The organism is Pseudomonas sp. CFSAN084952 (assembly GCF_009648855.1).
Lineage (GTDB): Bacteria > Pseudomonadota > Gammaproteobacteria > Pseudomonadales > Pseudomonadaceae > Aquipseudomonas > Aquipseudomonas paracarnis.
Genome location: NZ_CP045767.1, coordinates 815,110 through 836,537, shown reverse-complemented (window position 1 = coordinate 836,537; position 21,428 = coordinate 815,110). Strand labels below are relative to the sequence as shown.

Below are 21,428 nucleotides of genomic sequence, written 5' to 3'. Positions count from 1 at the left end.
CTCTATGATGCACCCATGACTTTTTGACCTGCGATGACCCATGGCTGACTCCGCTTTTTTCTGCTCCCTGTCCCACGAAGGCGTTCTCGCCGTCCGCGGCTCTGATGCTGCCAAGTTCCTGCAGGGCCAACTGACCTGCAACCTCAATTACCTGAGTGAAACCCAGGCCAGCCTGGGCGCGCGCTGCACGCAAAAAGGCCGGATGCAGTCGAGCTTCCGCATCCTGCTGCAGGGTGATGGCGTACTCCTGGCCATGGCCACCGAGTTGCTTGAACCGCAGCTGGCAGATTTGAAAAAGTACGCGGTGTTCTCCAAATCCAAGCTCACCGACGAAAGCGCTGCCTGGGCGCGCTTCGGCCTGGCGAACGCAGACGCGGCCCTGAGCGCCCTGGGCCTCGCGCTGCCGGTCGAGACCGATAGCGTGGCGCGCAACGAAGCATTGATCGCCGTCCGCGTTTCCCCGGGCCGTGCCGAACTCTGGGTACCTGCCGAACACGCCGACGCCGTGCGCAGCCAATTGGCCGCGCAGTTGCAACAAGCTCAATTGAATGCCTGGCTGCTTGGTCAGATCCGTGCCGGTATCGGCCAGGTGATGCCCCAGACGCGCGAGTTGTTCATCCCGCAGATGCTCAACCTGCAGGCCGTGGGTGGCGTCAGCTTCAAGAAAGGCTGCTACACCGGCCAGGAAATCGTCGCGCGCATGCAGTACCTGGGCAAACTCAAGCGGCGCCTGTATCGCCTGAGCCTGGAGGCCGACGAACTTCCCGAGCCAGGCACGCCGCTGTTTTCCCCCAGCCATAACAGCGCAATCGGCGAAGTGGTCATCGCGGCAAAAGCTGACCAGTCGATTGAACTTCTCGCTGTGCTGCAAGCCGAAGCTGCCGACAGTGGCGACGTGCGCTTGGGCACCTTGGAGGGCCCGGGCTTGCACCTGCTTGACCTGCCCTACCAACTGGACCGTGATCGCGAGATCCAGCGTTAATCGCCGTACTTTTTTGCAGCACCCTAGAGAGCATGAATGAACAAGCTGGCGGAAAAAGTCCAACAAGCGTTGGTAACGGCCATCGACAACGATGACCTGGTTCTGCCGACATTGCCGGAGGTGGCCCTGAAAATTCGCCAGGCCGCCGAAGACCCGGACATCAGCATCAGCCACCTGAGCAAAGTGATCAGTCGTGACACGGCCCTGTCGGCGCGCCTGATCAAAGTGGTCAACAGCCCGTTGCTACGGGCCAGCCAGGAAGTCACCGACCTGCACACCGCCATCACCCGGCTTGGTACCAACTACAGCAGCAACCTGGCCATCGGCCTGGTGATGGAGCAGATCTTTCACGCCCGCTCCGAGGTGGTCGAACAGAAAATGCGCGACGTATGGCGCCGCAGCCTGGAGGTGGCGGGCGTGAGCTACGCCTTGTGCCGTCGCCACAGCCACCTCAAGCCAGACCAGGCGGCCCTGGGTGGCCTGGTGCATCAGATCGGCGTGCTGCCGATCCTCACCTATGCCGAGGATCACTATGAGCTGCTGGCCGACCCCGTCAGCCTCAACCACGTCATCGACAGCATCCACCCGGTGCTGGGCGACAAGCTGCTGCGGGTCTGGGACTTTCCCGAGATGCTGGTGAACGTTCCAGGCCAATACCTGGACCTGACACGCGACTCTGCAAGCCTGGACTACGTCGACCTGGTGCAGGTCGCCGCGCTGTACTGCCACCGCGGCACCGACCATCCCCTGGGGACTGCGCCGATTGCCACATTGCCGGCCATCACGAAGTTACGCATAGACCTGCACAGCGACGCCCTGCGCAGCGAACTGGACGAAGCGCGCTCGATGTTTTACTGATCAACCCGCGATAAAACTCACGCGCACCTTAAGCCCCGCCAGCTCGCCATCATGCAGGCTGATCTGCGCCAGGTGCGCACGGCAAATCTCCCCGACAATCGCCAGCCCCAAGCCCGACCCCATGCCCTGCTGGCTGCGTCGATAAAAGCGCTCGAATACCCGGTCCCGCTCATCCAGCGGGATGCCGGGGCCGTCATCCTCCACCTCCAGCACCGCCGGGGCCGTCACGCGCAGAATCACATTGCCGCCAGGCGGGGTATGGGCCAAGGCGTTATCCACCAGGTTACTCAGCAGCTCATTCAACAGCGTCGGTTCGCCGCGCAGCCATACCGGCTCGTCGGCCTCCAGCGCCAGGGCCACGCCCCGCGCGTGGGCCAGCGGCGCCATGGCCATACCGAGCTCACGGGCCAATTGGCTCAAATCGAGCAGTTGCGCACCGCCTTCGGCAATGGCCCGGGCACCGTTTTCGATGCGGGCCAGGGACAACAATTGATTGGCCAGGTGCGTCAGCCGGTCGGTGCCCTGGGCGGCCGTTTCCAGGGTGTTGCGCCAGGTGGCCGGTTCTTCGGCACGCAGGCCCAGTTCCAGCCGGGCCTTGAGCGCCGCTAGAGGCGTGCGCAGCTCGTGGGCAGCGTCGGCAATAAACTGCGCCTGGCGCTCGAACTGCCCGCGCAGACGTTCGGTGAAATGGTTGAGTGAGCGTACCAGTGGGCCGAACTCGTCCTGAACTTCCACCAAGGGCAGGGGCCGCAGATCATCAGGCTGGCGCTCTTCCACCGCTGTACGCAGGCGTTCCAGCGGGCGCAGCGCGGCGCTCACCGCGAACCACACCAGCAATAACGCACCGATGGCGAGCATGCCCAGGCGCAACAAGGTGTCGGCCATCAGGCTGCGGGCCATGGCCACCCGGGCTTCGTCGGTCTCCGCAACACGAATTTCGGCCATGCCGTTCATGTTCGGCTCCGAGACGGCCTTGAGCAGGCTCACCACGCGCACAGGCTGGCCCAGGTACATGGCGTTATAGAACCGCGCCAAGGCTGGATAATCGTCGGTGCGGGGCGTGCCGGGCGGCGGGCCGGGCAGGTTTTCGTAACCGGAAATCAGTTTCTGATCAATATCATTGACCTGGTAATAAATGCGCCCGGCACTGTCGTAGGCAAAGGTGTCCAGGGCCACATAGGGCACATTGGCGCTGAGGGTGCCGTCCACCTGGGTCAAACCGGCGGCAATGGTGCGTGCCGAGGCCAGCAGCGTGCGGTCATAAGCGGTGTCGGCGGCTTCGCGACCGTTCCAATAAGCGCTCATGCCGCTGGCGAGCATCAACAACACCAGCAATAACGCAAGGTTGCACAGCAAGCGCCAGCGCAGGCTGCTGGGCTTATGCATCACGGGCTTCCAGCAAATAGCCAAGGCCGCGGAAGGTGACGATGGCGATGGGTTGGCCATCGAGCTTTTTGCGCAGGCGATGCACGTAGATTTCGATGGCGTCGGGGCTGGCCTCCTCGTCCAGGCCGAATACCTGGGAAGCCAATTGTTCCTTGCTCATCACGCGCCCCGGCCGGGCGATCAAGGCTTCGAGCACCGCTTGTTCTCGGGAGGTCAAGGTCATCAGCTCGCCTGCGACCGTGAAGCGCCGAGTGTCGAGGTCGTACACCAGCACACCGCAGGTTTGCTGACGCTCGCCGCCCAACACGCTGCGCCGCAACAGTGCCTTGACCCGTGCTTCGAGTTCCGTAAGTTCAAACGGTTTAGCCAGGTAGTCATCGGCGCCCAGGTTCAGGCCGTGCACGCGGTCTTTTACATCACTGCGAGCAGTCAGCATCAGCACCGGCAGGTTTTTTCCACGTGCCCGCAAACGCGCGAGCACCTCGAAACCATCCAGGCGCGGCAGCCCTACGTCCAGGATCACCGCGGCGTATTCCTCGCTGCTCAAGGCCAGGTCCGCCGCCACGCCGTCATGCAACACATCAACGGTCAAACCCATGCTCTTGAGCGCTTGGGCGACACTTTCGGCGAGCTGCAGATGGTCTTCAACCAGGAGGACACGCATGGATTTCTACCTCGTTCAGGGGTGGTCGGCGCCACGCTTTGCCCGGCAGTTTACAGCCGCAACCTGGCCTGTGAAGCCCGAAAACATTGAAAGGCGATTGAAAGGTTAGTGAAAGCTTCGCCCTTTAGCATCCAACCACGGTGGTCTATGCCCGCCGAGTTGCCTGACCCGTAGCGCCCGAAAAACGCCTCGAAGCGTTTTCGCCAAAATAAGAACAATAACGGAGTACACCACGATGCTGTCGACCCAGCCACAGGCTTGCCCGCCTGTTCGCTCTTGCCGTCTGACCCACACCGCCCTCGCCAGTGCCGCTGCCCTTGCCGGCTTTGCGCCGCTCAGCCAGGCTGCCTTCTTCGAAGACAGTAGCGCGACCCTGGAAACCCGCAACATGTACTTCAATCGCGACTTTCGCGACGGTACCAGTGCGCAGCAATCCAAGCGCGACGAATGGGCCCAGGGCTTCATGCTCAACCTGCAATCAGGCTACACCGACGGCACCGTCGGCTTTGGCGTGGATGCGCTGGGCATGCTCGGCGTCAAGCTCGACTCCAGCCCCGACCGCACCGGCACCGGCCTGCTGCCGACCCACGATGACGGCCGCGCCGCCAACGAGTACGCCAAGCTGGGCCTGACCGGCAAAGTGAAAATCTCGGCGACTGAGCTGAAAATCGGCTCGCTGATCCCCGAACTGCCGATCCTCAAGCCCAACGACGGGCGCATCCTGCCGCAGACCTTCAACGGTGGCTTGATCACCTCCAAGGAATTCAAGAACCTGGTGTTCACCGGTGGCCGCCTGGACAAAGCCAAGGACCGCGACGACACCAACTACGAAGACATCGCGCTCAATAACAAGAACAGCCGCTTCCTCAGCGGTGCCACCGGCAAGCACTTCAACTTCGGTGGCGTCGACTACAAGTTCGCCGACAAGATCACCGGCAGCTACCACTTCGCCCAACTCGACGACGTGTATCGCCAACACTTCTTCGGCATGGTCGCCTCACGCCCGATGGGCCCTGGCACTTTCGCCGCCGACCTGCGGCTGGCCATCAGCGATGACACCGGCTCGGCCCGCGGCGGCAATATCGACAACAAGTCCCTCAACGGCCTGTTCAGCTATGCCCTCAATGGCCATAAGCTCAGCGCCGGCTACCAGCACATGTCCGGCGACAGCGCCTTCCCATATGTGGATGGCAGCGACCCGTACCTGGTCAACTTCGTGCAGATCAACGATTTTGCCGGCGCTGAAGAACGCTCCTGGCAGGCACGTTACGACTACGACTTCGCCAAGCTGGGCATTCCTGGCTTGAGTTTCATGAGCCGTTACCTCTCGGGTGACAACATCAAGCTCAAGAACGGCGAGACCGGCAAGGAGTGGGAACGCAACAGCGAGATCAAGTACGTGGTGCAAAGCGGCACGTTCAAAGATGTGGCCGTGCGCCTGCGTAACGCCACCTATCGTTCCAACTACTCGGCCCGTGATGCGGATGAAATGCGCTTGCTGGTCAGCTATAGCGTCGCACTTTGGTAGTACCCCTCATAACAACAACGATGGAGATCGCCATGACCCCTTCACTGCGTAAATTTGCCCTCGCCGCCGGCTGCATGCTGTTCGCCGGCCAACTGCTGGCCGCCGACGAACCCAAGCGTCCGGAATGCATCGCCCCGGCCTCCCCTGGCGGCGGTTTTGACCTGACCTGCAAACTGGCGCAAAGCGCGCTGGTGAACCAGAAGCTGCTGACCAAGCCGATGCGTGTGACCTACATGCCAGGCGGCGTGGGCGCGGTGGCCTACAACGCGGTCGTCGCCCAGCGCCCTGCAGATGCCGGCACGTTGGTCGCCTGGTCGAGCGGTTCGTTGCTGAACCTGGCCCAGGGCAAGTTCGGCCGTTTTGATGAAAGCGCCGTGCGCTGGTTGGCGGCAGTGGGCACCAGCTATGGCGCCATCGCGGTGAAAAGCGACTCGCCCTACAAGACCCTCGATGACCTGGTTAAAGCCCTGAAGAAAGACCCAGGCAGCGTGGTGATCGGCTCCGGCGGCACCGTCGGCAGCCAAGACTGGATGCAAACCGCGCTGATCGCCAAGGCCGCCGGAATCAACCCGCGCGAACTGCGTTACGTCGCCCTTGAGGGTGGCGGTGAAATCGCTACGGCTCTGCTGGGGGGGCACATCCAGGTGGGCAGTACCGACATCTCCGACTCCATGCCGCATATCCAGAGCGGCGATATGCGCCTGCTGGCGGTGTTCTCCGAGCAACGCCTGGATGAGCCGGAAATGAAGGACATCCCGACCGCCAAAGAGCAAGGCTACGACATCGTCTGGCCGGTGGTGCGTGGCTTCTACCTGGGGCCAAAGGTCAGCGATGCCGACTACGCCTGGTGGAAAGACGCCTTCGACAAACTGCTGGCTTCCGAGGAGTTCGCCAAGCTGCGTGACCAGCGCGAGCTGTTCCCGTTCGCCATGACGGGCCAGGAGCTGGACACCTACGTGAAGAAACAGGTGGCTGACTACAAAGTGCTGGCCAAAGAGTTCGGCCTGATCCAGTAATCGCTCCTTTTTTGTGTAATGCCCCTGTAGGAGCGAGCGTACTCGCGAAGAACCCAAGGACATCCACGTGCGTCCAGAGAGCACGCGTTATCGTTGAAGTTTTTCGCGAGCAAGCTCGCTCCTACAAGAGGGGCCTTGGAGTTTTCTATGCTCTTACAACGCATTTTCGCTGCCGTGCTATTGCTGGCCTGTATCGGCCTGGCGCTGATGGCCTGGCCGTATCAGGCGGCCTTTTCCTACGAGCCTGTTGGGCCCAGGGCCTTTCCCCTGCTGCTGCTCGGGCTGATGGGCCTGGCGCTCATCTACATGATGATTCGCCCGCAGGCGACCAAACACACCGACGATGAACCCGCGCTGGATCAACCCACGTTGATCAAGATCGGCATCTGTGTGGCCCTGCTGCTGGTGTTTGCCGGCACATTCGAATCCTTGGGTTTCATTCTCAGCAGCATGCTGATCGGTATTCCGATGGCACGGCTGTACGGCGGCCGCTGGTTGCCCAGCGTGGTGATCATCACCTTGATGAGCGTCGGTCTTTATCTGCTGTTCGATAAAACCATGGACGTACCGTTGCCCCTCGGCCTGCTCGACGTTCTGGAGAACTGACATGGATACTTTTGGCTATTTGGGCCAGGGTTTCGGCGTTGCGCTGAGCCCCTATAACCTGGTGACCGCGTTGTGCGGCACCCTGATCGGCACCGTGGTCGGCCTGTTGCCGGGCCTGGGTCCGATCAACGGCGTGGCACTGTTGATCCCCATCGCCTTTGCCCTGGGCTTGCCGCCCGAGTCGGCGCTGATCCTGCTGGCAGCCGTGTACCTGGGTTGTGAATACGGCGGCCGCATCAGCTCGATTCTGCTGAACATCCCGGGCGAAGCCTCCACCGTGATGACCACCCTCGACGGCTACCCGATGGCCCGCAAAGGCCTGGCCGGCGTGGCACTGTCGTTGTCGGCCTGGAGTTCGTTCATTGGGGCGTTTATCGCCACCTGCGGCATGGTGCTGTTCGCCCCGCTGCTGGCCAAGTGGGCAATTGCGTTCGGCCCGGCGGAATATTTTGTCTTAATGATGTTTGCGATTGTCTGCCTGGGCGGCATGGCCGGTGACAAACCACTGAAGACTTTTGTTGCGGCGCTGATCGGCTTGTTCCTTTCCTGCGTGGGCATCGACGCCAACAGCGGTGTGTACCGCTTTACCGGCGACAATATTCACCTGACCGATGGCATCCAGTTCGTGGTGTTGGTACTCGGCCTGTTCTCCATCAGCGAGATTCTCCTGCTGCTGGAAAAAACCCACCGTGGCCAGGAAGCAGTGAAAGCCACCGGGCGCATGATGTTCAACGTCAAGGAAGCCTTATCGGTACTGACCGTGAACCTTCGTTGCGGCGTATCGGGTTTTATCATCGGCGTATTGCCGGGTGCGGGTGCGACCATGGCCTCGGCCGTTGCCTACATGACCGAGAAACGCATCGCAGGCGCCAGCGGCAAGTTCGGCCAAGGCGACATGCGCGGCCTGGCCGCCCCTGAAACCGCCATTGGCGCATCGGTCTGCGGCGCCATGGTGCCGATGCTGACCCTCGGCGTTCCTGGCTCCGGCACCACAGCGGTGATGATCGGCGCCCTGTCGCTGTACAACATCACTCCCGGCCCACTGCTGTTCCAACAGCAACCGGACATTGTCTGGGGCCTGATCGCCTCGTTGTTCATCGCCAACATCATGCTGGTCGTGCTCAACATCCCGATGATCCGCATCTTCACCCGTATCCTCGCCGTGCCGAACTGGGCGCTGGTGCCGGTGATCGCCATCATCACCGCGATTGGCGTGTACGCCGTGCATGCCACCACCTTCGATCTGTTCCTGATGATCGCCATCGGCATCTTCGGCTACATCCTGCGCAAGCTGGACTTCCCGCTGTCGCCGCTGCTGCTGGGCTTTATCCTCGGCGGTTTGATGGAGCAGAACCTGCGCCGTGCGCTGTCGATCTCCAACGGTGCGCTGGAAATCCTGTGGTCGAGCCCGATCACCTTTGGCGTCTGGGTGCTGACCGCAATCATGCTGCTTGTACCGCTGCTGCGTATCTGGCGTAAACGCGTGCAACAGCGTCGTGCCCTGGCCGATGTCTGAGGTCACCTTTAAACATTGGTGGGGAACACCGCTGGTCGGCCTGGCCGGCGGTTACCTGGCCAGCCTGGTGGGCTGGCCGTTGCCGTACATGGTCGGCTCGTTGCTGGCGATTATCCTGGTGCGTTGCCTCACGCCCTGGCAGTTGGCGGAGATTCCCGGCGGGCGCAAATGCGGCCAATGGGTGGTGGGCATCGGCATTGGCCTGCACTTCACCCCACTGGTGATCGAGCAGGTGATGAGCCACTTCGGCCTGATCTTCTTCGGTGCACTGGTCACCAGCTTGTCGAGTGTGGTCGGCGTGTGGTTGATGCGCCGCAGCGGGGAAGACCGCGCCACGGCGTTTTTCTCCAGCATGCCGGGCGGTTCCGGGGAGATGGTCAACCTGGGCGCTCGCAACGGCGCGGTGCTCAGCCGGGTTGCGGCCGGGCAGAGTTTGCGTGTGCTGGTGGTGGTGTTGTGTGTACCGGCGATCTTCAAGTATTTGCTCGGAGGCGGCGCACCGCAGTTTCACCCGGCGCCGGTGGACTGGGCGTGGCTGGCCCTGCTGTTTCCGGTGGGTGCGCTGGTTGCCTGGGGCTGGCAACGCTTGCGCCAACCCAACCCTTGGCTGTTCGGGCCATTGTTGGTGAGTGCGATTGCCAGTGTGACCTGGGATTTACACATTGGCCTGCCCGACGGCGGCAGCCAGATCGGCCAATGGTTGATCGGCAGCGGGTTGGGCTGCCACTTCAATCGGCAGTTCTTCCGTCGCGCGCCCTCATTCATGGGCCGCACTTTGATTGGCACGGCATTGACCATGCTGCTGGCGACGTTAGCGGCGGTGGGCTTGAGCGCCCTCACTCACCTCGACCTGCGATCACTGACCCTGGGCATGATGCCAGGCGGTATCGCTGAGATGAGCCTGACAGCTGAAACCCTGCAGCTGTCGGTGCCCTTGGTGACGGCGATGCAGGTGATGCGCTTGTTGTTCGTGCTGTTCTTGGCCGAGCCTTTGTTTCGGCACTGGAACCGTCAGCCCGCCCCCCTCTAAAACCTCCCACATGTTGAATGTGCCAGGCCTCAGACGGGTGGCAAACGCCACTCGATGGGGGCCTCGCCATTCTGCTCGAGAAACTTGTTGGCCCGGCTGAAATGCCCGCAGCCCAGAAACCCGCGATACGCCGACAACGGCGAAGGATGCACCGAGGTCAGCACCAGATGCTTGGTGGCGTCGATGAGCTTCTGCTTGCTTTGAGCATGGGCGCCCCACAGCAGGAACACCAGGTGCGGCTGATGCTCGCTGACTACCTCGATAATCCGATCGGTAAAGAACTGCCAACCCTTGCCCGCATGGGCGTTGGCGTTGGCGCGCTCCACGGTCATGGTGGTGTTGAGCATCAGCACGCCCTGGTCGGCCCAGCTTTGCAGGTAGCCGTGGTTGGGGATGTCGATGTTCAGGTCGCGCTTGAGCTCTTTATAGATATTGACCAGCGACGGCGGCGCCGGCACGCCCGGTTGCACCGAGAAACACAGGCCATGGGCCTGGCCAGGGCCGTGGTAGGGGTCCTGGCCGAGGATCACGACCTTGACCTTGTCCAGCGGTGTTGAATTGAGTGCGTTGAAAATCAATGGGCCGGGCGGGTAGATCTCTTTGCCAGCGGCATGCTCCTGGCGCAGAAACTCGCGCAATTGCGCCATGTAAGGCTTCTCGAACTCGTCACGCAGAGCGTGTTTCCAGCTGGGTTCGAGTTTGATACGGTCGCCATCGGTCATAGTTGAATTGTCTTGTAAAAAAGAATGAGGCGAACCCTAGGAAAGCCGACCCCGCTTGTCAATTGATCTGACACAGCACCGGCACTTTCTCACGAAGGGATCATACTCATCCTTCACCTTCTCGATTGAGGTCACGATGAACCTGCATTTCGAAGAACTGACCGGCAGTGGCGGCGCTCGCATCGGTATCGCCAGCCTGGACGCGCCAAAGTCCCTTAACGCCCTCTCCCTGCCAATGATTCTGGCCCTGGATGAGCGCATGGAGGCCTGGGCCAAAGATCCGCAGATCGTCTGTGTGCTGCTACGCGGTAACGGCCCCAAAGCCTTTTGCGCCGGTGGCGAAGTGCGCAGCCTGGCTCAGGCTTGCCGTGAGCAGCCCGGCGAAGTTCCGGCTCTGGCCGCCCAGTTTTTTGCCGCTGAATATCGTCTTGACTACCGCCTGCACACCTTCCCAAAGCCGTTGATCTGCTGGGGCCACGGTTATGTCTTGGGCGGTGGCATGGGCCTGTTGCAAAGCGCCGCCGTGCGTATCGTTACGCCAAGCAGTCGTCTGGCCATGCCCGAGATCAGCATTGGCTTGTACCCGGATGTGGGGGCCAGTTGGTTCTTGTCCCGCTTGCCGGGTAAGCTCGGCCTGTTCCTGGGCCTCACCGGCGCCCATATCAACGGTCGCGACGCGCTGGACTTGGGCCTGGCAGACCGTTTTCTGCGTGATGACCAGCAAGACGAATTGCTCGATGGCCTGCTGCAGCTGAACTGGCAGGAACAGAGCGCGATGCAACTCAACAGCTTGCTCAAGGCCCTGGCGCAGGAGGCGATCAGCGATCAACCCGACGCGCAATGGCTACCACGCCGCCCACAGATCGACGAATGGCTGGATGTAGGAGATGTACGCTGTGCCTGGCGCGCCTTGAACCTGCTGCGCGACCACAGCGACCCGCTATTGAGCCGGGCCGGCAAAACCCTGAGTGAGGGCTGCCCACTGACGGCGCATCTGGTGTGGGAACAGCTCCAGCGCGCCCGCCACCTATCCCTGGCCCAGGTGTTCCAGATGGAATACACCCTGAGCCTCAACTGCTGCCGTCATCCGGAATTTGCCGAAGGGGTGCGGGCGCGCCTGATCGACAAAGACCAGGCGCCTCATTGGCACTGGCCGGATATCAACACACTCCCGGAAGCGGTGGTGCAGGCGCACTTTGACAAGGCCTGGGAAGGTAGAAATCCTCTGGCAGATTTATCTGACTACTGACAGGTCTGTACGTTTGTCGTTGACCTTGAACTTGCAATTGTCCGGTTGGCTGTCCACGCACGTATACACCGGCAACTCGAACGCATCGGGCTGCAGCTTCCAATACAAGGAGCTGGTCAACGACATGTTGATAATCTCATTGCCCCTGCTTGGCCTCAACGCTACTACTACCCCGCTCCAGTTGGTGCGGTAGATGCACTTGTCCATGTAGCCGTTTCCTCTCTCCTCGCCGTCGCCCGGCATGAAGACTGCGCCAATGAACCCGTCGACAACACCACGCGACGCGACCTTCGGACTTTGCCAGCGCAGGCCGTTGTCTTGGGCGCGATAATGGCCATCGGCGTACACGATCTGCGACGGATAAGGACAGCCTTGCTCCGCACTTGCCGAGGCAATGAAGCAGCTCATCAGCAGGAGCACGCAAATCAATTGTTTGAACATAGGGATTCCATCTGCTCAGTCTCACCACGCAAAAGCACAAGGCTTCTCGTTAGTGAAGTACAGCTAGCGCCTCAAAGATAGCTGTTAAATCTGACAGTACGGACATACGGTACCTATAAAAAACGGCGCATGATGCGCCGCTTGTTTTTCAAGATATTTAACGGTGACCGCCGCGACCACCTCCGTGGTCGGAACCGCGTCCACGCCCGCCATTACCCCAGCGGTCGCCCCACCCCTGGTTGGGGTAGGGTCGGTAGCCGGCGCGAGGGTAATAGCGCGGGGCTGGTTGGTAGTAGCGCGGCGCCGAATAGTAGCGAGGCTGTGGCGCATAGTAGCGAGGCGCTGGCGCGTAATAGCTGCGCCCAGAAGGGTAATAACGCGGGCCGCCGTAGTAATAGGCTGGCGCCGGCGCGGTGTAGACCTCGGAGCGATAGTAGGTGGCGCCTCCATCGTAATAGGGCACGCAGGCTGAAAGGGTCAGGCCGAGCAAAGCGATGAGCAGCAGTCGTCGATACATGGCGGCCTCCTGGACCGCGGAAGAGCTCCTCCAGCGACGCTGGCGAGCGGCATTCAGCTTTCACTGAATGACGAAACATCTGACATCAAAAACCGAATCTGGTGCGTTCGCGACACAAGTGGAAACATCTGTTTCAGACGAAGTGAAGGTCTGTCAAAAACCCATGATGATGGAATGCCGCCCAGCCGCGCTGTATCGTGCAACAACTACCGCTGTCCTACCCGATGCCTGCCTGAACCGACCCATGACCACACCGACCCTATGCCCCGCCTGCGGTGCCCGCAACGACTGCTCCCTGGCCGATCCGCGCACGGCCGATCAAGCCTGCTGGTGCTACAGCGTCATCATCGACCCGGCGGTGCTTGAAGCCCTGCCGGATGAGGTGCGCAATAAAGCCTGCCTGTGCCCACGCTGCGCCCAAGTGGACGAACAGTTGCGTAACCGCCATGCGCGTTGATCGCTTCCTAAGCAACCTGCCACAGTTCAATCGTAAACAAGTGCGCTTGTTGCTGGTGGAGCGCCGGGTGACCGTCGAGGGTGTTGCAGTCAGCGATCCGCACCATGACGTACGTGAGTTCAGCCAGGTTTGCGTTGACGGTGAAATTCTGCAAGCGGGCAAGCCGGCACGCTATTTCATGCTGCACAAACCCCAGGGCTGCGTCAGCGCCACGTCGGACCCGCAACACTCCACGGTCCTGGACCTGCTGCACGAACCGGACAAAGCCGACCTGCATATCGCCGGGCGCCTGGATTTCAACACCACCGGCCTGATGCTGATCACCAACGATGGCCAATGGTCACGGCGCCTCACGCAACCACAGACCAAGTTGCCCAAGGTGTACCACGTGCAAACCGAACAGGACATCGGCCCGCAGTATGCGATGACGTTCGCGGCAGGGGTGTATTTCGCCTTTGAAGATCTCACTACCCAACCTGCCAAACTTGAACGGCTGGGCCCAAGAACGGCCCGGTTGAGCATCGTCGAAGGCCGCTATCACCAGGTGAAGCGCATGTTCGGGCATTTTGATAACAAGGTAATCGGCCTGCACCGCGAGCGAATGGGCCCCTTGGTGCTGGATACCTCGCTTGCGCCGGGTCAGTATCGGCCACTGACTGACGACGAGATCCGACTAATCTGACGACCGTTCAGCCGGTGATGGCAAAAAACCAACCGCTTACCTTGCGACCTGCCTTCGGTGCTGCTTGAATCAAGGCTTCAGCCAGATGATGACTGATGAGTCGCCCTATAACCTCCAAGAAACACCTGCCGCGCCCGTGCTTGATCGTCGGGCCCTCCCGGCAAACCGCCCGCCATAACAACACCCGCCGGCCAGCCGTCATCGGACCGACGTGAGCCTTCATTTTCCAGGCGTATGCCTACCTGTCATAAAGCACGTGCAAAGTGATTTGCGCGCACTACCCGCTTGCCAGGAGTCTTACGACATGAGGCCAGAAATCGCTGTGCTGGATATACAGGGTCAGTATCGGGTTTACACGGAGTTCTATCGCGCGGACGCGGCGGCAAAGACCATCGTCCTGGTCAACGGCTCCATGGCGACCACGGCGTCCTTCGCTCAAACCGTCAAAAGCCTGTACCCGCAATTCAATGTGGTGTTGTACGACCAGCCCTACGCTGGCCGTTCCAAAATCCATAACCGTCATGAGCAGATGCTCACCAAGGAAGTCGAAGGCCAGATCCTCCTGGAACTGCTCGACCACTTCGCAGCTGAATATGTGCTGTCCTTCTCCTGGGGCGGCGCCGCCACGTTGGTCGCCCTTGCACACCGGCCCCGTAGGATAGAAAAAGCCGTGATCAGCTCCTTCTCGCCGGTAATCAATGCGCCGATGCGCGACTACCTCGAACGAGGCGTCGACTACCTGGGCAACCTCGACCGCGACCGTGTCGGCCACTTGGTCAACAGCACCATTGGCAAGCACCTGCCTTCGCTGTTCAAACGCTTCAATTACCGCCATGTCAGCAGCCTGGCCGCACACGAATACGGGCAAATGCACTTCCACATCAGCCACGTGCTCAACAGCGACCGGCAGTGCTACCTCAAGGCGGCCAGGCAAATCGACATTCCGGTGCTGTTCTTGAACGGCGAGTGGGACGAATACACCAGCGCAGACGACGCCAAGCTGTTTGGCCAGCATGTGGCCAAGAGCTGCTTCAGCACCATCCAGGCAACGGGGCATTTCCTGGACATGGAACATAAAGCCGCGTGCCGCGATAGCCGTGAGGCCGTGGTGGGCTTCTTGAAAGGGCAGCGGCCCGCCAGCCCGTTGCGGTATAGCCAGGGCCAGGCGCAACATGCGTGGGCGCTTTGAGATCAAGCCTGACACTGTGGCGAGCATGCTCCCTCGCCACACGCAACTCTCACATTTTTCAAAGAAAAACTTCAAATCCAGCCGAACATCTGGTACAAAGTCAGCCGCTCTGAGCGGGTATAGTTTAATGGTAGAACAGTAGCTTCCCAAGCTTCCGACGAGGGTTCGATTCCCTCTACCCGCTCCACTCAGATTTGCGCTGGCGTCAGGAAGGTTCTGACGCAGGATGCACAAAAAACCGGTCCTTGGTGACCGGTTTTTTTATGTCTGAAATTTATTCTCCAGCGCTCATCTGCTGCTCGGCAGTCGAGCCTGAGGGTGTGAAGCACCTTGTGTTGAATCATCCACAGGAAAAAAAGCTGCTCGGGATTTCTTTTCTGGCATCCGCAGCGCTCCAGGTATTACAGCAGCAGCGGTAGGTACGCCTAAGCAAAGTCTTACGGCAAGGCCGGCAACACCGCGCGATAATGTAGGCTCATCGGCCCAGAGTTCGGAATATGGCAATGCTGGACACCCAAAAAACCACACCCAACATCATCCTGCGCCAAGTAGTCGGCTGGGTGTTGGTTTTGCCGCTGCTGATCTCGTTTGTACGGCTGCCCTTCCCCTTCCCCCTTAGATTTTTGCTGGAGTTAGGAGTGATTGCCGCGTCAGCGTATGGCGTGAGGTTTGCCTGGCGTCACGCAACCCCACGCGTGGCTGTGTTCGCTTTGTTTGTCACCCTGCTCAACGTCATTTCTATGTTCATGTTAGGTACCGCGTCAGTACTCAAGGCCCTTTACATTATCGCCTGGCTCTACGGGTACCCCTATTATTCCAACTGGGTTTACTGGAATTTCTAATGGGGCGAAGAATTTGACCGCAAGAAACGTAGTTCCCTAACCCCTTGGTGGAACTACAGTGGCGTCGTCCCCCCTCAACGCCCTTCAAGGAAACAGCTCATGACCTACCAGTACAAGCTCATGCCTTCCCCTGTCGGTGAACTCACCCTGGTGGCGCGCGATGGCAAACTCAGCGCCATCCTCTGGGAAGTAGAACGCGCCAATCGCGTACGCCTGGGTGAATTGATTGAGGCCAACGACAGCCCGGTGCTGCGAGAAACCGAACGCCAATTGAAGGAATACTTTGCCGGAACGCGTAACCAGTTCGAACTGGAGCTGGATTTCGCCGGCACTGACTTCCAGAAGCAGGTCTGGCAGGCACTGCTGACCATTCCCTTCGGCGAAACCCGCAGCTACAGCCAGATCGCCGAGCAGATCGGCAACCCCAAAGCCGTGCGCGCAGTCGGGGCCGCGAATGGGCGCAACCCGATCTCGATCATTGCGCCATGCCACCGAGTGGTGGGGGCTTCGGGCGGGCTGACCGGGTTTGCCGGAGGGCTTGAGGCCAAGCAGTATCTACTGACGCTTGAGGATCGCACCCAGGCAAAAATGGCTTTTTGATAACCGGTCAGCAAGCGCTCCGCGAGTGAAAGCCTGATACTCGAACAAACGTGCAAAGCCCAACTGTTGATACAGCGAGATGGCCTCCGTCGAGGCCTCGAGAAAACATCGGTGAGCCCCCAGGCTCGAGGCGTGAAGCAGGGCAGCTTGAATCAGGCAAGTGGCATAGCCTCTTCCACGAAAGCCCTTGAGCGTGCCGACATCATTCAGACGGGCCTCGCCTTCACACAGTGACAACGTCAACGAACAGCTCACACGCCCCTCGGCGGACAGGGTGAAGTGGTAAAGGGCCTCACCCGCATCAAGCGCCCTCTGGTGCCGTGCCTGATAGTTCACAACGACCTCGGGAAGCATCGAATATGCGCTGCCAACTGGACCCGCCCATTCGTTCAAATCCCGCGTCAGGCAGACCTGTAGAGTCCCCTCGCTCATCCTTGGAATAAAACGCGACAGCTCGAGAACCATCGCGGTTGTCTGTTCAGCAGGCTGGAAACCGATTGCGCAGAGCGCCTCGCGTAGCTCAGCCACCTTTTCCTCATGAACCACAATGCGTATTGCAAGGACGGAACCATGGATCAAGCCCAACGGGGCAGCAAAAGCTTCGCCCAATGGAGCGCTGCCCACGCGAATAAATAACAAGTCATACAGGCCAGAACATACGTCAACGAAATAAGCGTTGATAGCCGCGCTATAACGGCGATGCAGGCCGCAGGTGGCAGAAAAATAGTGATCTTCGGTCAGGTGATAAAGTGTGCGCAGGTCGCAGGTGGCATATGCGGTCATAGGGGTTATCCAGGTAAAAACCCAGTCTTGCGCTCGCCGCCTTGAGATACCGTAGGCTCGCTCCTAAAAGCACGGCAGAAAAACCCACAGTCCTGTTGATATGAAAACGGCGGTTGGATCCTCTCCAACCGCCGTTTTTTCATTTCCAGTAGTCGCCTCAACCGTCGCCTTGATGGCCCTTACCGTAGGTCGAGGCCAGGGCCCTGGCTTTTTGCAGGCGCTCTTCAAGCTTGGGTAGCGTCTCATCCACCAGTGCCTTTATCTCTGGCACATCCGACGCAGCGCCTTCTTTCTTGAACAGGGCGATGGCGTCTTCGTTCTCCTTGACCTGCTGCGCGGTATAGGCAGCGTCAAACGAATCGCCGTCCTTGAGTTCAGGCATCAGGGTTTCGGCCTTATCAACGATCTTCTCCCGTGGGGCCACTGGCAAATCAAGCTTCTTGGCGATCGCCGCCAAGTGCTGGTTGGCCAGCGTGCGCTCGTTGATAACCTCAATGGTGTAGTCCTTGATTTCCTGGGACGAGGTCTTGGCGTGGGCCATGCGGCTGGTTTCGATATCGGCCATGCCTTTGGCCGAAGCCTGCTCGATGAATTCTGCAGGCGACTGGGCGAAAGCACTGCTGGCGCCGAGGCCCAGCAGCATCGCGAAACTGGCGGTGCGTAACCGGGTAGCCATGCGGCTCATGATGGGTTCCTCCAGGGCAAAAATAGGCGCGGGAGCATACAACCCGCCCTGAATTCGAATTTTCACGGCGGTAAAGGTTTAGAAAAAACTTACCTGTGCGACGAACGGTCGTCGTCGCCTCAGGCCGCTTTGCTGCCGAACAGGCCCGGCAATGCGTGCGCCAGGGCATTGAGGGCGAAGCCGATAAACATCACGCCGCAGAGCTTGGTGATCAGGATTTCATGGCGTTGATACAGCGTGCGCACCCGTTGGGCACCCACCACGCCGATCAGGATCGCGTAGGCCAGCAAGCCACCGATAAAGCTCAGCAGAATCAACGTCGGCAACATCGACCAAGTCAACAACTCGGCTCGGCTGGACAGTAACGCGGTGAACGTCGCCACGGCGACCGGGTAGGCCTTGGGGTTGGTCAAGCCAAACAGAATACCGTGCCAGAACGGATGGCGCGCCGCGCCCTGAGGGGCATCGCTATTGCGCCGCTGGGTGCGGATCGCACGCCAGCCGAGCCAGAACAAATACATTCCACTGAGTACACCGAGTACGTCAAAGGCACTGCTGCCGACTTCCCGCGCACCGACGATGGCAATCAGCGCCGTGCTGCACCACACCACATCGCCGAGCAAATGACCGCACAAGAATCCTGCCCCGGCACGCCGGCCACGAGCCGCACCGATGCCGAATACGGCCAGGACACCGGGGCCTGGGGTAATGCCGTAGATAAAACCCGAAGCCAGCACGGCGAGCAGCAAGGATGGGGTCATGGATAGACGCTCCGACAGACGCTAAAAGGTGATTGATTCTGCATGTTTCAGCGCGGTGGGTAAAACTTCATTCCAGCATAGGGCTGGGCGCGACAGGCTTGCAGCCGCGAGGCCAGATCGCCGACATGAACCTCCAGCTTATGGCCGTCGGGATCGAGAAAATAAAACGATGCGCCTTCGCTGCGGTTGTCTCGCCATTCCTGTACCCCGGCAGCACGCAGGTGTTCGACCAAGGGAGTGAAATCAGCAGCATCGACAGTGAAGGCATAGTGGGTGTAATCCACCGCCGGAGCAGTCGAGCGCAACGGGTCCAGCGACAGGCACAGCCAAAGCCCAGGCAGTGAGAGGTAGGCACCGTTGTCCCAGGTTGCGTCGAGCTGCAGGCGCAGCAGATCGTGATAGAAACTGACGCTGCGCGGCACATCGGTGACGGCCAGGGTCAGGTGGTTGAAACCGCTGAGCATCTAGGTGTTCTCGCGTTATCGTGGGTCTGCGGACAATACACCCACCACCCTGCCAATCAACCACTGCAACCCCACATCCCCACCCCGTCGCGTATGCCAGGCCAGCTCAAAGGCAAACGACGGAATATGAAACGGCGGTGGCACGGCCAGCAATTGCCGAGCGTCAATATTTATCAAACCCCGGGACGACACCGTCAGAATCAGGTCCGTACCCTGGATCAACTGCGGCGCCACACCCCAGTGCGGCAGGCTTATGGCTACATGGCGGCGTTCACGAATGGCCGTCAGCGCCCGTTCGATTTCCGGCGTGCCGCTGCCGCGCATCTCCAACAGTACATGGGGGCGCGACAGATAGGCCGGCAGGTCCAGCACCCCGGCGGGCGCCAGGCTATCGCGGTCGACCAGGCAGGTGTAATGCTCCTCGAACAGCGGCGTAGTCCGCATTTCGGCGGGCATGTCGGGGAATACGCCCGCAGCCAGGTCGAGATCGCCATTGAGCACACCCTCAACCATGCCTTCGCGGCTAGCCTGGATGACCTGCAAGTCGATACCGGGCGCTTCATGGCGTAGGAGGCGAACCAGGCCGGGCAGGAATATCGCCGCGCTGTAGTCCGACATCGCCACACGAAAGCGGCGCTTGGCAGAAGTGGGGTCAAAACGATTCGGCGCCAGTAAGGCCTGCACCTGGGCCAGGGCTTCGGTCAATGGCGCCGCCAATTCCATGGCTCGGGCGGTTGGCACCAATGTGCCGCCCTGACGCATCAGCAGCGGGTCGCCCAGCATATCGCGCAGCCGCGCCAACGCATGGCTGACCGCCGGCTGGCTCAGGTGCAGGCGCTCGGCGGCGCGGGTGACGTGTTGCTCGCTGAGCAAAGCGTCGAGGATCACCAGCAGGTTCAGGTCGATGCGACGCAGATCATTCATCAGCTGCATGCTCGGCATAATAATTCGGAATTTAAATTTGCGCGACGAATACCCTAGAGTCCAGCAAAACCTTTGGGAGCGTCGAGATGACTGTGTTGCATTGGGTAGGTTTGTTAGCGCTGGCGGTGTTCGCCGGCGCGGTGGTGCCGTTTCAGAGTGCGATCAACGCCAACCTCGGGCGCGGCCTCGGCCATCCCTTGTGGGCCACCCTGGCTTCGTTACTGGTGAGCATCATCGTGCTGCTGCCGGTGATTGTGGCGCTGCGTTTACCCCTGCCGAGCCTGGCCTTTATCAGCAAGGCACCGTTGTGGATGTGGGCCGGCGGTGCCTTTGGCGTGTGTTTTATTTCATTGGCGTTGATGCTGCTGCCCAAGCTCGGCGCATCGGGCTTCATTGCGCTGGCCATGGCCGGGCAGGTTCTCGCGTCATTGCTGCTGGACCATTTCGGCCTGTTCGGCCTGGTGGAACGTCAGTTGACAACCTCCCGGGTGTTGGGCGCGCTACTGCTGATCAGCGGCGTTGCGCTGATTCAGTTCAGCGGCGCTCAGCCGCAAGGCGATTGATCTGCGCCTGCTCCACCACGGGCTGCGGCGCGCCCTGGCTGGCCGCCTGCAACATCGCACGGCCGACGGTCTCGGTGCTCACCACCCAATCCGGTTTCAGTCGCCGCACAAACGAAAGCACCGGCCCGAGCACGCTATAGAAGGATTGGTACAACGGCGTCTTCGAACGCACACCGTGCAACGGCTGGATGATCCCCGGGCGGAACAGATACACCGCCTTGAACGGCAAGCGCAGCAAGGCATTTTCGGTCTTGCCCTTGACCCGCGCCCACATCGACTTGCCGGCTTCGGAACTGTCCGTGCCGGCGCCGGACACATAGATAAAGGTCATCTGCGGATTGAGCCGCGCCAGGGTGCTGGCCGCCACCAGGGTCAGGTCATAGGTGAGGTGGGTGTAGCGCGCCTCCTTCATGCCCGCCGACGAAACGCCGAGGCAAAAGAAACAGGCATCAAAACCCTGCAGCAGGTTTTCCAGGGGTTGGAAATCCAGCATGTCGTTGTGCAATACCTGATGCAGCTTGCCGTGCTCCTGAGTCAGGGGCGTGCGGCCGACGGCTACCACTTCCTGCACATCGGCCGCCAGCAGGCACTCGCGCAGCACACCCTGGCCCACCATGCCGGTGGCGCCGAATAACAGAACTCTCATCAAATATTCCTTCATCCCACTGACTTGGCGAGTCGATAGACGAGCCTCTTGAAGGCTACCGGCACATCCGCCCTGCACGCCGGCACCTTACCCAATTTACTGACGCACACGCCCATTAAATCGCATGATATCACCCCCCTTCAGGTCCCTTGGCACACCAGGACATTGTAGGCAGCTATTCGAATGACATTACTGTGCCATCCTAAAAGCAGGAATGTACCTACACGAAATACTCCATCCGGGCTATCGCACATGGGAATCGTCTGACTTATCGAATCAAAATTTTCCCGGTAGTGTTTTCCAGCCCCCCCAAAGGA

25 protein-coding genes and 1 tRNA gene are annotated in these 21,428 nt (G+C 60.3%); 15 read left to right on the top strand and 11 right to left on the bottom strand.

Going from position 1 to position 21,428, the window contains the following annotated elements; all coding sequences use genetic code 11:
• Positions 1–40: 40 nt before the first annotated feature.
• Both GH769_RS03855 and GH769_RS03850 read left to right on the top strand, forming a co-directional pair.
• Positions 41–982: a folate-binding protein YgfZ gene (locus GH769_RS03855; protein ID WP_014717361.1), complete on the top strand. Its 942-nt coding sequence runs from the start codon at positions 41–43 to the stop codon at positions 980–982.
• Positions 983–1,018: 36 nt separating this feature from the next.
• Positions 1,019–1,840 carry an HDOD domain-containing protein gene (locus tag GH769_RS03850; RefSeq protein WP_014717360.1) on the top strand — a complete coding sequence of 274 codons (822 nt, stop codon included), beginning with the start codon at positions 1,019–1,021 and terminating at the stop codon, positions 1,838–1,840.
• Here GH769_RS03850 and GH769_RS03845 read toward each other — a convergent pair whose 3' ends face one another.
• A complete protein-coding gene (locus GH769_RS03845) occupies positions 1,841–3,226 on the bottom strand; it encodes a sensor histidine kinase (RefSeq protein WP_014717359.1) in 1,386 nt (461 codons plus the stop codon).
• Positions 3,219–3,890, bottom strand: coding sequence for a response regulator (locus tag GH769_RS03840; RefSeq protein ID WP_014717358.1), 672 nt, complete (start codon positions 3,888–3,890; stop codon positions 3,219–3,221). Before GH769_RS03840 ends, GH769_RS03845 begins: the two co-directional genes overlap by 8 nt.
• Positions 3,891–4,125: 235 nt before the next feature.
• Here GH769_RS03840 and GH769_RS03835 point away from each other — a divergent pair, with 235 nt between their 5' ends.
• The 5 genes from GH769_RS03835 (at position 4,126) to GH769_RS03815 (ending at position 9,586) form a co-directional block, all read left to right on the top strand.
• A complete protein-coding gene (locus GH769_RS03835) occupies positions 4,126–5,418 on the top strand; it encodes an OprD family porin (protein WP_014717357.1) in 1,293 nt (430 codons plus the stop codon).
• 32 nt (positions 5,419–5,450) lie between these two features.
• On the top strand, positions 5,451–6,434 hold the full coding sequence (locus GH769_RS03830; RefSeq protein WP_014717356.1) for a tripartite tricarboxylate transporter substrate binding protein: 984 nt from the start codon (positions 5,451–5,453) through the stop codon (positions 6,432–6,434).
• Positions 6,435–6,581: 147 nt separating this feature from the next.
• Positions 6,582–7,040: a tripartite tricarboxylate transporter TctB family protein gene (locus GH769_RS03825; RefSeq protein WP_003189430.1), complete on the top strand. Its 459-nt coding sequence runs from the start codon at positions 6,582–6,584 to the stop codon at positions 7,038–7,040.
• 1 nt (position 7,041) lies between these two features.
• Positions 7,042–8,556, top strand: a complete 1,515-nt coding sequence (locus GH769_RS03820) for a tripartite tricarboxylate transporter permease (protein ID WP_153649483.1) — start codon at positions 7,042–7,044, stop codon at positions 8,554–8,556.
• Positions 8,549–9,586, top strand: coding sequence for an AbrB family transcriptional regulator (locus tag GH769_RS03815; RefSeq protein WP_014717354.1), 1,038 nt, complete (start codon positions 8,549–8,551; stop codon positions 9,584–9,586). Before GH769_RS03820 ends, GH769_RS03815 begins: the two co-directional genes overlap by 8 nt.
• A 29-nt stretch (positions 9,587–9,615) precedes the next feature.
• On the opposite strand, the gene ung is transcribed toward GH769_RS03815, so the two are convergent.
• Positions 9,616–10,308: a uracil-DNA glycosylase gene (ung, locus tag GH769_RS03810; RefSeq protein WP_032903198.1), complete on the bottom strand. Its 693-nt coding sequence runs from the start codon at positions 10,306–10,308 to the stop codon at positions 9,616–9,618.
• Between the two features lie 136 nt (positions 10,309–10,444).
• On the opposite strand from ung, the gene GH769_RS03805 reads away from it, so the two are divergent.
• Complete coding sequence (locus tag GH769_RS03805) at positions 10,445–11,557, top strand: enoyl-CoA hydratase/isomerase family protein (protein ID WP_032903199.1); 1,113 nt, start codon at positions 10,445–10,447, stop codon at positions 11,555–11,557.
• Here GH769_RS03805 and GH769_RS03800 read toward each other — a convergent pair.
• Both GH769_RS03800 and GH769_RS03795 read right to left on the bottom strand, forming a co-directional pair.
• The gene (locus GH769_RS03800) at positions 11,543–11,998 is read right to left on the bottom strand and encodes a DUF3757 domain-containing protein (RefSeq protein ID WP_019818495.1); all 456 of its coding nucleotides are present in this window, start codon (positions 11,996–11,998) and stop codon (positions 11,543–11,545) included. The genes GH769_RS03805 and GH769_RS03800 overlap by 15 nt on opposite strands.
• 157 nt (positions 11,999–12,155) lie before the next feature.
• On the bottom strand, positions 12,156–12,515 hold the full coding sequence (locus tag GH769_RS03795) for a hypothetical protein (protein ID WP_019818497.1): 360 nt from the start codon (positions 12,513–12,515) through the stop codon (positions 12,156–12,158).
• 244 nt (positions 12,516–12,759) lie between these two features.
• On the opposite strand from GH769_RS03795, the gene GH769_RS03790 reads away from it, so the two are divergent.
• The 6 genes from GH769_RS03790 (at position 12,760) to GH769_RS03765 (ending at position 16,285) form a co-directional block, all read left to right on the top strand.
• Positions 12,760–12,972 carry a cysteine-rich CWC family protein gene (locus tag GH769_RS03790; RefSeq protein ID WP_019818502.1) on the top strand — a complete coding sequence of 71 codons (213 nt, stop codon included), beginning with the start codon at positions 12,760–12,762 and terminating at the stop codon, positions 12,970–12,972.
• Positions 12,962–13,654 carry a pseudouridine synthase gene (locus tag GH769_RS03785; protein ID WP_014717350.1) on the top strand — a complete coding sequence of 231 codons (693 nt, stop codon included), beginning with the start codon at positions 12,962–12,964 and terminating at the stop codon, positions 13,652–13,654. The genes GH769_RS03790 and GH769_RS03785 overlap by 11 nt, the downstream gene beginning before the upstream one ends.
• Before the next feature lie 304 nt (positions 13,655–13,958).
• Entirely contained in the window at positions 13,959–14,843 is an 885-nt protein-coding gene (locus GH769_RS03780; RefSeq protein WP_032903200.1) for an alpha/beta fold hydrolase, read from the top strand.
• A gap of 113 nt (positions 14,844–14,956) precedes the next feature.
• Positions 14,957–15,030, top strand: a tRNA-Gly gene (locus GH769_RS03775).
• Positions 15,031–15,346: 316 nt separating this feature from the next.
• Entirely contained in the window at positions 15,347–15,685 is a 339-nt protein-coding gene (locus tag GH769_RS03770; protein WP_014717348.1) for a hypothetical protein, read from the top strand.
• Positions 15,686–15,784: 99 nt separating this feature from the next.
• Complete coding sequence (locus GH769_RS03765) at positions 15,785–16,285, top strand: methylated-DNA--[protein]-cysteine S-methyltransferase (RefSeq protein WP_032903201.1); 501 nt, start codon at positions 15,785–15,787, stop codon at positions 16,283–16,285.
• Here GH769_RS03765 and GH769_RS03760 read toward each other — a convergent pair.
• The 5 genes from GH769_RS03760 to GH769_RS03740 all read right to left on the bottom strand — a co-directional run bounded on the left by GH769_RS03760 (position 16,241) and on the right by GH769_RS03740 (position 19,920).
• On the bottom strand, positions 16,241–17,068 hold the full coding sequence (locus GH769_RS03760) for a GNAT family N-acetyltransferase (RefSeq protein ID WP_050587241.1): 828 nt from the start codon (positions 17,066–17,068) through the stop codon (positions 16,241–16,243). The two genes, GH769_RS03765 and GH769_RS03760, sit on opposite strands and share 45 nt — an antisense overlap.
• 157 nt (positions 17,069–17,225) lie before the next feature.
• Complete coding sequence (locus GH769_RS03755) at positions 17,226–17,753, bottom strand: DUF4142 domain-containing protein (protein WP_014717345.1); 528 nt, start codon at positions 17,751–17,753, stop codon at positions 17,226–17,228.
• A gap of 119 nt (positions 17,754–17,872) precedes the next feature.
• On the bottom strand, positions 17,873–18,514 hold the full coding sequence (locus GH769_RS03750; RefSeq protein WP_014717344.1) for a LysE family translocator: 642 nt from the start codon (positions 18,512–18,514) through the stop codon (positions 17,873–17,875).
• Positions 18,515–18,561: 47 nt separating this feature from the next.
• Positions 18,562–18,978, bottom strand: coding sequence for a fosfomycin resistance glutathione transferase (fos, locus tag GH769_RS03745; protein WP_019818507.1), 417 nt, complete (start codon positions 18,976–18,978; stop codon positions 18,562–18,564).
• 15 nt (positions 18,979–18,993) lie between these two features.
• A complete protein-coding gene (locus GH769_RS03740; protein ID WP_014717342.1) occupies positions 18,994–19,920 on the bottom strand; it encodes a LysR family transcriptional regulator in 927 nt (308 codons plus the stop codon).
• A 68-nt stretch (positions 19,921–19,988) separates the two neighbouring features.
• On the opposite strand from GH769_RS03740, the gene GH769_RS03735 reads away from it, so the two are divergent.
• Positions 19,989–20,465 carry a DMT family transporter gene (locus GH769_RS03735; RefSeq protein ID WP_014717341.1) on the top strand — a complete coding sequence of 159 codons (477 nt, stop codon included), beginning with the start codon at positions 19,989–19,991 and terminating at the stop codon, positions 20,463–20,465.
• Here the strand turns inward: GH769_RS03735 and GH769_RS03730 are convergent.
• Positions 20,437–21,111 (bottom strand): NAD(P)H-binding protein, encoded by a 675-nt coding sequence (locus GH769_RS03730; protein WP_019818511.1) that lies wholly within the window; start codon positions 21,109–21,111, stop codon positions 20,437–20,439. The genes GH769_RS03735 and GH769_RS03730 overlap by 29 nt on opposite strands.
• Positions 21,112–21,428 lie beyond the last annotated feature (317 nt).

What these genes read in the sequence shown, in the direction of transcription:
- GH769_RS03855 (WP_014717361.1), top strand. Translation starts at nt 41, where the DNA reads ATGGCTGACTCCGCTTTTTTCTGCTCCCTGTCCCACGAAGGCGTTCTC.
- GH769_RS03850 (WP_014717360.1), top strand. Translation starts at nt 1,019, where the DNA reads ATGAACAAGCTGGCGGAAAAAGTCCAACAAGCGTTGGTAACGGCCATC.
- GH769_RS03845 (WP_014717359.1), bottom strand. Translation starts at nt 3,226, where the DNA reads ATGCATAAGCCCAGCAGCCTGCGCTGGCGCTTGCTGTGCAACCTTGCG.
- GH769_RS03840 (WP_014717358.1), bottom strand. Translation starts at nt 3,890, where the DNA reads ATGCGTGTCCTCCTGGTTGAAGACCATCTGCAGCTCGCCGAAAGTGTC.
- GH769_RS03835 (WP_014717357.1), top strand. Translation starts at nt 4,126, where the DNA reads ATGCTGTCGACCCAGCCACAGGCTTGCCCGCCTGTTCGCTCTTGCCGT.
- GH769_RS03830 (WP_014717356.1), top strand. Translation starts at nt 5,451, where the DNA reads ATGACCCCTTCACTGCGTAAATTTGCCCTCGCCGCCGGCTGCATGCTG.
- GH769_RS03825 (WP_003189430.1), top strand. Translation starts at nt 6,582, where the DNA reads ATGCTCTTACAACGCATTTTCGCTGCCGTGCTATTGCTGGCCTGTATC.
- GH769_RS03820 (WP_153649483.1), top strand. Translation starts at nt 7,042, where the DNA reads ATGGATACTTTTGGCTATTTGGGCCAGGGTTTCGGCGTTGCGCTGAGC.
- GH769_RS03815 (WP_014717354.1), top strand. Translation starts at nt 8,549, where the DNA reads ATGTCTGAGGTCACCTTTAAACATTGGTGGGGAACACCGCTGGTCGGC.
- ung (WP_032903198.1), bottom strand. Translation starts at nt 10,308, where the DNA reads ATGACCGATGGCGACCGTATCAAACTCGAACCCAGCTGGAAACACGCT.
- GH769_RS03805 (WP_032903199.1), top strand. Translation starts at nt 10,445, where the DNA reads ATGAACCTGCATTTCGAAGAACTGACCGGCAGTGGCGGCGCTCGCATC.
- GH769_RS03800 (WP_019818495.1), bottom strand. Translation starts at nt 11,998, where the DNA reads ATGTTCAAACAATTGATTTGCGTGCTCCTGCTGATGAGCTGCTTCATT.
- GH769_RS03795 (WP_019818497.1), bottom strand. Translation starts at nt 12,515, where the DNA reads ATGTATCGACGACTGCTGCTCATCGCTTTGCTCGGCCTGACCCTTTCA.
- GH769_RS03790 (WP_019818502.1), top strand. Translation starts at nt 12,760, where the DNA reads ATGACCACACCGACCCTATGCCCCGCCTGCGGTGCCCGCAACGACTGC.
- GH769_RS03785 (WP_014717350.1), top strand. Translation starts at nt 12,962, where the DNA reads ATGCGCGTTGATCGCTTCCTAAGCAACCTGCCACAGTTCAATCGTAAA.
- GH769_RS03780 (WP_032903200.1), top strand. Translation starts at nt 13,959, where the DNA reads ATGAGGCCAGAAATCGCTGTGCTGGATATACAGGGTCAGTATCGGGTT.
- GH769_RS03770 (WP_014717348.1), top strand. Translation starts at nt 15,347, where the DNA reads ATGCTGGACACCCAAAAAACCACACCCAACATCATCCTGCGCCAAGTA.
- GH769_RS03765 (WP_032903201.1), top strand. Translation starts at nt 15,785, where the DNA reads ATGACCTACCAGTACAAGCTCATGCCTTCCCCTGTCGGTGAACTCACC.
- GH769_RS03760 (WP_050587241.1), bottom strand. Translation starts at nt 17,068, where the DNA reads ATGACCGCATATGCCACCTGCGACCTGCGCACACTTTATCACCTGACC.
- GH769_RS03755 (WP_014717345.1), bottom strand. Translation starts at nt 17,753, where the DNA reads ATGAGCCGCATGGCTACCCGGTTACGCACCGCCAGTTTCGCGATGCTG.
- GH769_RS03750 (WP_014717344.1), bottom strand. Translation starts at nt 18,514, where the DNA reads ATGACCCCATCCTTGCTGCTCGCCGTGCTGGCTTCGGGTTTTATCTAC.
- fos (WP_019818507.1), bottom strand. Translation starts at nt 18,978, where the DNA reads ATGCTCAGCGGTTTCAACCACCTGACCCTGGCCGTCACCGATGTGCCG.
- GH769_RS03740 (WP_014717342.1), bottom strand. Translation starts at nt 19,920, where the DNA reads ATGCCGAGCATGCAGCTGATGAATGATCTGCGTCGCATCGACCTGAAC.
- GH769_RS03735 (WP_014717341.1), top strand. Translation starts at nt 19,989, where the DNA reads ATGACTGTGTTGCATTGGGTAGGTTTGTTAGCGCTGGCGGTGTTCGCC.
- GH769_RS03730 (WP_019818511.1), bottom strand. Translation starts at nt 21,111, where the DNA reads ATGAGAGTTCTGTTATTCGGCGCCACCGGCATGGTGGGCCAGGGTGTG.